Annotated in this window: 7 protein-coding genes; 5 read left to right on the top strand and 2 right to left on the bottom strand. The window is 59.7% G+C overall.

The genetic code is table 11. From position 1 onward, the window contains the following. Positions 1 to 44 precede the first annotated feature (44 nt). Positions 45 to 1,352 carry an adenosylmethionine--8-amino-7-oxononanoate transaminase gene (gene bioA / locus IM313_RS18570; protein WP_048998782.1) on the bottom strand — a complete coding sequence of 436 codons (1,308 nt, stop codon included), beginning with the start codon at positions 1,350 to 1,352 and terminating at the stop codon, positions 45 to 47. Between the two features lie 68 nt (positions 1,353 to 1,420). On the opposite strand from bioA, the gene bioB reads away from it, so the two are divergent. The 4 genes from bioB to bioD are packed head-to-tail and all read left to right on the top strand — an operon-like array spanning position 1,421 to position 5,048. Continuing rightward, positions 1,421 to 2,461 (top strand): biotin synthase BioB, encoded by a 1,041-nt coding sequence (bioB, locus tag IM313_RS18575; RefSeq protein WP_192971386.1) that lies wholly within the window; start codon positions 1,421 to 1,423, stop codon positions 2,459 to 2,461. Further along, a complete protein-coding gene (gene bioF, locus IM313_RS18580; protein ID WP_048998779.1) occupies positions 2,458 to 3,615 on the top strand; it encodes an 8-amino-7-oxononanoate synthase in 1,158 nt (385 codons plus the stop codon). The genes bioB and bioF overlap by 4 nt, the downstream gene beginning before the upstream one ends. Continuing rightward, entirely contained in the window at positions 3,599 to 4,354 is a 756-nt protein-coding gene (bioC, locus tag IM313_RS18585) for a malonyl-ACP O-methyltransferase BioC (RefSeq protein ID WP_045259949.1), read from the top strand. The genes bioF and bioC overlap by 17 nt, the downstream gene beginning before the upstream one ends. Continuing rightward, the gene (gene bioD / locus IM313_RS18590; protein ID WP_048998777.1) at positions 4,347 to 5,048 is read left to right on the top strand and encodes a dethiobiotin synthase; all 702 of its coding nucleotides are present in this window, start codon (positions 4,347 to 4,349) and stop codon (positions 5,046 to 5,048) included. Before bioC ends, bioD begins: the two co-directional genes overlap by 8 nt. On the opposite strand, the gene IM313_RS18595 is transcribed toward bioD, so the two are convergent. Continuing rightward, positions 5,011 to 5,733: an ABC transporter ATP-binding protein gene (locus tag IM313_RS18595; RefSeq protein ID WP_192971385.1), complete on the bottom strand. Its 723-nt coding sequence runs from the start codon at positions 5,731 to 5,733 to the stop codon at positions 5,011 to 5,013. The two genes, bioD and IM313_RS18595, sit on opposite strands and share 38 nt — an antisense overlap. Before the next feature lie 750 nt (positions 5,734 to 6,483). On the opposite strand from IM313_RS18595, the gene uvrB reads away from it, so the two are divergent. Next, complete coding sequence (gene uvrB, locus IM313_RS18600) at positions 6,484 to 8,499, top strand: excinuclease ABC subunit UvrB (RefSeq protein WP_028012419.1); 2,016 nt, start codon at positions 6,484 to 6,486, stop codon at positions 8,497 to 8,499. Positions 8,500 to 8,548 lie beyond the last annotated feature (49 nt).

The raw sequence follows: 8,548 nt of genomic DNA on the forward strand, positions 1-8,548 counted from the left end.
TTTATCCTCGTTATTCACTCGTTCAGGAAGTGTAACGCATGGGATTAAATCGCGAAATGCGCGGGAATGTTAACGGCTGTTACGACCGCGTCGGTTAATTTACGCAGCTGCTCCGGCGTGATGCTGTACGGCGGCATCAGGTAGATAAGCTTGCCGAAAGGCCGCACCCAGACGCCCTGCTCAACGAAAAAGCGCTGCAACGCCGCCATGTTCACCGGGCGGGTGGTTTCAATCACCCCGATGGCACCCAGCACGCGCACGTCCGCCACAAAATTCGCCCCCGAGGCGGCGCTCAGCTCTCCTTTCAGCTGTGCCTCAATCGCCGCAACCTGCGTCTGCCACTCGCCGCTCTCCAGAATGGCGAGGCTTTCGCTTGCCACGGCGCAGGCCAGCGGGTTGCCCATAAACGTCGGGCCGTGCATAAAGCAGCCCGCCTCGCCGTCGCTGATAGTGTCGGCAACCTGACGAGTGGTGAGGGTGGCGGAGAGCGTCATGGTGCCGCCGGTCAGCGCTTTACCCAGACACAGAATATCCGGGGCGATACCCGCGTGTTCGCAGGCAAACAGCTTGCCGGTGCGGCCAAAGCCGGTGGCAATTTCATCGGCAATCAGCAGAATGCCCTCGCGGTCGCACATCTTGCGAATGCGCCTCAGCCATTCCGGATGGTACATCCGCATTCCGCCCGCGCCCTGCACGATCGGTTCGAGAATAACGGCGGCGATTTCATGGCGATGGGCCGCCATCAGCCGCGCGAAGCCCACCATGTCCGTCTCGTTCCACTCGCCGTCGAATCGGCTTTGCGGCGCAGGGGCAAACAGGTTTTCCGGCAGATACCCCTTCCACAGGCTGTGCATGGAGTTGTCCGGATCGCAGACCGACATCGCCCCGAAGGTATCCCCGTGATAGCCGTTGCGGAAGGTGAGGAACCGCTGGCGCGTTTCGCCCTTCGCATGCCAGTACTGCAGCGCCATCTTCATCGCCACTTCCACCGCCACCGAGCCGGAATCGGCCAGGAAAACGCACTCCAGCGAGTCAGGCGTCATCGCCACCAGGCGACGGCATAAATCCACCGCGGGCTGATGGGTGATTCCGCCAAACATCACGTGCGACATCTGGTCAATCTGAGCCTTCATCGCCGCGTTCAGGCGCGGGTGGTTATACCCGTGAATCGCCGCCCACCAGGAGGACATTCCGTCAACCAGCCGCTCGCCGCTGGCGAGATGCAGCTCGCAGCCGTGGGCAGAGGCCACCGGATAGACGGGAAGGGGGCGGGTAGTAGAGGTGTAAGGGTGCCAGATATGCTGCTTGTCGAAGGCGAGATCGTCCTGGGTCATAATCGACTTGTAAACCATTTTGAAAAGTTTTAGGTTTACGAGTATAAACCGAACCGAAAATTAACAAAACCCTTTGGAGAAGCCCAATGGCTCACCACGCACGCTGGACGATGTCGCAAGTTACTGAATTATTCAACAAACCTTTCCTTGAGCTGATGTTTGAAGCGCAACAGGTGCATCGTCAGCACTTCGATCCTCGCCATGTTCAGGTCAGCACGCTGCTGTCGATCAAGACCGGCGCCTGTCCTGAAGACTGCAAATATTGCCCGCAGAGCGCGCGCTACAAAACCGGTCTCGAATCCGAGCGTCTGATGGAAGTGGAGCAGGTGCTCGACTCCGCGCGCAAGGCGAAAAACGCCGGCTCAACCCGCTTCTGCATGGGCGCGGCGTGGAAGAACCCGCACGATCGCGATATGCCGTATCTGGAGCAGATGGTGAAAGGCGTGAAGGAGATGGGGCTTGAGGCCTGCATGACCCTCGGAACGCTGAACGAGGAGCAGGCGCAGCGTCTCTCTGCCGCGGGGCTGGACTACTACAACCACAACCTCGACACCTCGCCGGAATTTTACGGCAACATCATCACCACGCGCACCTACCAGGAGCGTCTGGATACGCTGGATAAAGTGCGTGACGCGGGGATCAGGGTCTGCTCCGGCGGCATCGTGGGCTTAGGTGAAACGGTGAAAGACCGTGCGGGCCTGCTGCTGCAGCTGGCGAACCTGCCGACCCCGCCGGAAAGCGTGCCGATCAACATGCTGGTGAAGGTCAAGGGCACGCCGCTGGCGGATAACGAGGACGTGGATGCGTTTGATTTTATTCGCACCATCGCGGTGGCGCGCATCATGATGCCAACGTCTTACGTTCGCCTCTCTGCGGGCCGCGAGCAGATGAGCGAGCAGACCCAGGCGATGTGCTTTATGGCCGGCGCCAACTCCATCTTCTACGGCTGCAAGCTGCTGACCACGCCGAACCCGGAAGAGGACAAAGACGTCCAGCTGTTCCGCAAGCTGGGGCTGAACCCGCACCAGACCGGGGTGCTGACGGGCGATAACGAGCAACAGCAGCAGCTGGAGCAGCAGATTCTCAACGCCGATACCGACCAGTTCTACAACGCGGCAGCCGTATGACCTGGCAGGTACGGATTAATGCCGCGCTGGAAGAACGCCGGGCGGCAGAGGCGTTTCGCGTTCGCAGGGTGGTGGAAAACGGCGCGGGCCGTTTTCTGACCCGCGAGGGACGGCAGTTTTGTAATTTCTCCAGCAATGACTATCTCGGACTGAGCCAGCATCCGGCCATCGTCCGCGCCTGGCAGCAGGGCGCGGAGCGGTTTGGCGTGGGCAGCGGTGGCTCGGGGCACGTCAGCGGATACACCACGGCGCATCAGGCGCTGGAGGAAGAGCTGGCCGACTGGCTGGGCTATCCGCGCGCGCTGCTGTTTATCTCCGGCTTTGCCGCCAATCAGGCGGTCATCACGGCCATGATGGGGAAAGAGGACCGCATTGTCGCCGACCGTTTAAGCCACGCCTCGCTGCTGGAAGCGGCAAACTTAAGTCCGGCGCAGCTGCGGCGTTTTGCCCATAACGATGCGTCACAGCTCGCCTCGCTGCTGGACAAACCCTGCGACGGGCAACAGCTGGCGGTCACGGAAGGGGTGTTCAGCATGGACGGCGACAGTGCGCCGCTTGCCGCGCTTCACGAGGCCGCAAAGCGGCAAAATGCCTGGCTGCTGGTCGATGATGCTCACGGCACCGGCGTGATGGGCGATGAAGGACGCGGCAGCGCCCATCAACAAAACGTGAAGCCGGAACTGCTGGTGGTCACCTTTGGCAAAGGCTTTGGCGTCAGCGGCGCCGCCGTGCTGTGCAGCGAATCCGTCGCTGACTATCTGCTGCAGTTTGCCCGTCACCTCATCTACAGCACCAGCATGCCCCCGGCGCAGGCCGTGGCGCTGTCGGCGTCGCTGGCGGTGATCCGCAGCGCAGAAGGGGATGAACGCCGTCAGCAGCTGGCAGAGCACATCTCCTGCTTCCGTCAGGGACTGGCGGCGCTTCCCTTCCAGAGTCCCGATTCGCAGAGCGCCATCCAGCCCGTGATTGTCGGCGAAAACGGCCGCGCGCTGGCGCTGGCCCAGGCGCTGCGCGAGCGGGGGATGTGGGTTACGGCCATTCGTCCGCCAACAGTTCCGCCGGGCACCGCGCGTCTGCGCTTAACCCTGACGGCGGCGCATGAGGCGCAGGATATCCAGACGCTGCTGGAGGCGCTTCATGATGCCGGTGAATAAGCAGGCCGTTGCGGCGGCGTTTGGCCGGGCCGCGCGGAGCTATTCGCAGCACGATGAACTCCAGCGCCAGAGCGCGCAGGGGCTTCTGGCCGCGCTTGGCGAGAACCGCTTCCCGCAGGTGCTGGACGCCGGCTGTGGTCCCGGCAGCAACAGCCGCTACTGGCGCGAGGCGGGGAGCGAGGTGACGGCCATCGACCTGTCGCCCGCCATGCTGGACGAGGCGCGCCAGCAGCAGGCGGCGCACCACTATGTCGTGGCGGATATCGAGGCGATCCCGCTGGCGGACGCGCAGTTCGATCTGGTCTGGAGCCATCTGGCGGTGCAGTGGTGCAGCAGCCTGCCGCAGGCGTTACGCGAGCTTTATCGCGTCGCACGACCGGGCGGAAAGGTGGCCTTTACCACCTTGCTGGAAAGTTCGCTGCCGGAGCTGAATCAGGCGTGGAAAGCGGTGGATGAGCAGCCGCACGCGAACCGCTTTTTATCGTATGAGCAGGTGACGCAGGCGCTGGCAGGCTGGCGCTGTCGCAGCACGGTGCAAACCATCACGCTTAATTTTAGCGACGCGTTCAGCGCCATGCGCTCTCTGAAGGGTATCGGCGCCACGCACCTGCACGCCGGGCGGGAGAAAAAACCGCTGACCCGGGGGCAGCTGCAACGCCTGGAGCTGGCCTGGCCGCAGCAGCGGGGCCTTTTCCCGCTCTCTTATCAACTTTTTCATGGGATTATCGAACGTGACTGAACGTTATTTTGTTACCGGCACGGATACGGAAGTGGGCAAAACGGTTGCCAGCGCTGCGCTGCTGCAGGCGGCACGACTGCTCGGAAAAAACACCGCCGGATATAAGCCCGTGGCTTCCGGCAGCGAGATGACGGCGGAAGGGTTACGCAACACCGACGCGCTGGCGCTCCAGCGTAACAGCACGCGTGAACTCGCCTACTCCGCGGTGAATCCGTACACCTTTGCCGAGCCGACCTCGCCGCACATTATCAGCGCTGACGAAGGCCGTCCGATTGATTTCGCCGTGCTGTCTGCCGGGTTACGGACGCTGGAAAGCCAGGCCGACTGGGTGCTGGTGGAAGGCGCGGGAGGCTGGTTTACGCCACTTTCGGACACGCAGACCTTTGCTGACTGGGTGCAGGCCGAGCGGCTTCCGGTCATTCTGGTCGTCGGCGTGAAGCTGGGCTGCATCAATCACGCCATGCTGACGGCGCAGGCCGTTCAGCAGGCAGGGCTGACGCTGGCAGGCTGGATAGCCAACGACGTGGTTGCGCCGGGCAGGCGGCATCAGGAATATCTGGCGACCCTCAAGCGCGTGCTCCCGGCACCTTTCCTCGGGGAAATCCCCTGGATTGCTGGCGATGCTGAGCAGGCCGAAACCGGGCGTTATCTCGACCTCAGCGTCTTGCTTCCCGCGACATCCAGTGGGCGATAAGCTCATCGTTCAGCTCGCTAACGTGGCCCTGAGCCACGTTACGCCCGCGATAAAGCATGCAAAACCGATCCGCCACCCGGCGGATAAACGACAGTTGCTGCTCCGCCAGCAGCACCGTCATGCCTAACTCCCGGTTTAAGCGCACCAGCAGCTGCGCCAGCTTCTGGGCAAATCCGTGTCCTGCCCCATGCATAGGCTCATCCAGAATCAGCATCCGCGGGCGGTTGACCAGTGCATTCGCCAGAGCGAGCTGATACTGATCCTCTGGCGAAAGGGCATTGCCCCGCGTCTGACGTCGCGCGTAGAGTTCCGGGAACAGATCGTATACGTCGCTTTTCGCCGCCGGGTCGGGTTTCCCCATCGCCCGCATGGCAATATGCAGATTCTCCTCAATCGTCAGTTGAGAGAAAATACGCCTGTCCTGCGGCACATAGCCTATTCCCGGCTCTGAACGTTGTTCCGGTGCCGGGCTGAGCAAATCACGCGGCGGTGCGCCCGCTTCATGCCAGATAATCGTGCCGCTTTCGACGGGGATGTTTCCGGTAATGCAGTTCATCAGGGTGGTTTTGCCCATCCCCGGCAGGCCTATGACGCCTGTACACATCCCTTGCGGAAAATCCAAATCCACGTTCCATAGCGTATGTTGGCTTCCGTAAAACTGATTCACTGCACGCAGACTCAACATCTTTCTCTCCTTAAAAATGCGTAGGGATAGGCCTGACGTGAAGCTGCAAAACGCTTGCCAGAAACCTGAAATCGATTAAAAAAACGACTTTTTTAGGAATAAGCCACAAGAGAGCAGGGTAAAAACGCGTGGCTTGCACATCGACGGTGCCGGGAATGATGAGTTGTGGTGCAGGACGAAAAATGGCTGAAATGTGAGCAGGATCGCATCTGTTGGTTATGAATGACTCAACTGTTTATCGTCAAAAAAGAGCTATAAAAATTTTTTGTTGCCGCCTCGTGGGAAAATCCGGGAATTTGCTGAGCGGCGGTCTACACGGGCTGGAAGCAGTTATCCACTATTCCTGTGGATAACCATGTGCATTAGAGTTAGAAAACACGCGATAAGCGAGAGAAGACGCGGCTTTCGCCCAAATTGACGCGAAACGCGGCTTTAGAAAATATCGTTTAAAATTTAATTGCTTAGATAAAAGCAATTACCGTAATGAAAGTGTCACTCGTTGCCATAAAACTATCATTACCTGGCTTGACAAATGTTAAAAAAGAAAAAGTTCTGGGGATAACCCAACCTGGCTGGTTTTTTATCTCGTCAGAGCCTAAATTTTGTCCGCTAACGCGCTAATGACTCCGCCGCTACGCTAAATATCCTGACACGCTACTGGTTTTTCATCCAGTGTTTTTTACTGGCATTCCTGGCAACAACGAGTAAAATTACTCACCTGCCGCTTATAACGTCATCAGGTCGTCGCCCATGAGTAAACCGTTCAAACTGAATTCTGCTTTCCGCCCCTCTGGCGATCAGCCTGAGGCGATCCGTCGTCTTAAAGAGGGGCTGGAAGACGGGCTGGCGCACCAGACGTTGCTGGGGGTAACCGGCTCGGGCAAAACGTTTACTGTCGCCAACGTGATCGCTGACCTGCAGCGCCCCACGATGGTGCTTGCACCCAATAAAACCCTCGCGGCACAGCTTTACGGCGAGATGAAAGAGTTCTTCCCGGAAAACGCGGTGGAGTATTTTGTCTCCTACTACGATTACTACCAGCCGGAAGCCTATGTGCCGAGCTCTGATACCTTCATCGAGAAAGATGCTTCGGTGAACGAACACATCGAACAGATGCGACTGTCGGCGACCAAGGCGCTGCTTGAGCGTCGCGATGTGGTTGTGGTCGCGTCTGTTTCGGCGATTTACGGCCTGGGCGATCCGGATCTCTATCTGAAGATGATGCTGCACCTGACGCAGGGGATGATCATCGATCAGCGCGCAATTTTGCGCCGTCTGGCCGAACTGCAGTACACCCGTAATGACCAGGCCTTCCAGCGCGGGACGTTCCGCGTACGTGGTGAGGTGATCGACATCTTCCCGGCGGAATCGGACGATATGGCGCTGCGCGTCGAGCTGTTTGACGAAGAGGTCGAGCGTTTGTCACTGTTCGACCCGCTGACCGGCCACGTTGAGTCGGTGATACAGCGTTTTACCATCTACCCTAAAACGCACTACGTGACGCCACGCGAGCGTATCGTGCAGGCGATGGAAGAGATCAAAGAGGAGCTTGCAGAGCGCCGTAAGGTGCTTCTGGCTAACAATAAGCTGCTGGAAGAGCAGCGCCTGAGCCAGCGCACCCAGTTCGATCTGGAGATGATGAACGAGCTGGGCTACTGCTCGGGTATCGAAAACTACTCGCGCTTCCTCTCCGGGCGCGGGCCGGGCGAGCCACCGCCGACGCTGTTTGACTACCTTCCGGCCGACGGTCTGCTGGTGATCGACGAATCCCACGTCACGATCCCGCAGATCGGCGGGATGTACCGCGGCGACCGCGCGCGTAAAGAGACGCTGGTGGAGTACGGCTTCCGCCTGCCGTCAGCGCTGGATAACCGTCCGATGAAGTTTGAAGAGTTTGAGGCGCTGGCGCCGCAGACCATCTACGTGTCGGCCACGCCGGGCAACTACGAGCTGGAGAAATCCGGCGATGAGGTGATCGACCAGGTGGTCCGTCCGACAGGGCTGCTGGACCCGATTATCGAAGTGCGCCCGGTGGCGACCCAGGTGGACGATCTGCTCTCTGAGATCCGCGCCCGTTCCGCCATCAACGAGCGCGTGCTGGTGACGACGCTCACCAAGCGCATGGCGGAAGACCTGACCGAGTATCTTGAAGAACACGGTGAGAAGGTGCGCTATCTGCACTCGGATATCGACACCGTGGAGCGCATGGAGATTATCCGCGATCTGCGTCTGGGCGAGTTTGACGTGCTGGTGGGGATCAACCTGTTGCGAGAAGGTCTGGATATGCCGGAAGTTTCGCTGGTGGCGATTCTGGACGCCGATAAAGAGGGCTTCCTGCGCTCTGAACGCTCCCTGATCCAGACCATTGGCCGCGCCGCGCGTAACGTCAACGGGAAAGCGATTCTGTACGGCGACAAAATCACCCCGTCGATGGCGAAAGCGATTGGCGAAACGGAACGCCGACGCGAGAAGCAGCAGCGCTACAACGAAGAGCACGGCATTACACCGCAGGGGCTGAACAAGAAGGTGGTGGATATTCTGGCGCTGGGTCAGAACATTGCGAAGACCAAAGCGAAAGGCCGCGGCAAGGCACGTTCAGTGGTGGAAGAAGATACCGTCGTACTGACACCGAAGGCGCTGCAGCAGAAAATCCACGAGCTGGAAGGGCAGATGATGCAGCACGCCCAGAACCTGGAGTTCGAAGAGGCGGCGCAGATCCGCGACCAGCTGCATCAGCTGCGGGATCTGTTTATCGCGGCATCATAGGTAAAGCGGCGTGTATTCCCCCTCTCCCCGTGGGTGTACAGTCCGGGGA

Origin of the sequence: Enterobacter cloacae complex sp. P2B (genome assembly GCF_014895985.1) — a bacterium.
Lineage (GTDB): Bacteria > Pseudomonadota > Gammaproteobacteria > Enterobacterales > Enterobacteriaceae > Enterobacter > Enterobacter bugandensis.

Coding starts and splice junctions, on each gene's coding strand:
- bioA (WP_048998782.1), bottom strand. CDS start 1,352: ATGGTTTACAAGTCGATTATGACCCAGGACGATCTCGCCTTCGACAAG.
- bioB (WP_192971386.1), top strand. CDS start 1,421: ATGGCTCACCACGCACGCTGGACGATGTCGCAAGTTACTGAATTATTC.
- bioF (WP_048998779.1), top strand. CDS start 2,458: ATGACCTGGCAGGTACGGATTAATGCCGCGCTGGAAGAACGCCGGGCG.
- bioC (WP_045259949.1), top strand. CDS start 3,599: ATGATGCCGGTGAATAAGCAGGCCGTTGCGGCGGCGTTTGGCCGGGCC.
- IM313_RS18595 (WP_192971385.1), bottom strand. CDS start 5,733: ATGTTGAGTCTGCGTGCAGTGAATCAGTTTTACGGAAGCCAACATACG.
- uvrB (WP_028012419.1), top strand. CDS start 6,484: ATGAGTAAACCGTTCAAACTGAATTCTGCTTTCCGCCCCTCTGGCGAT.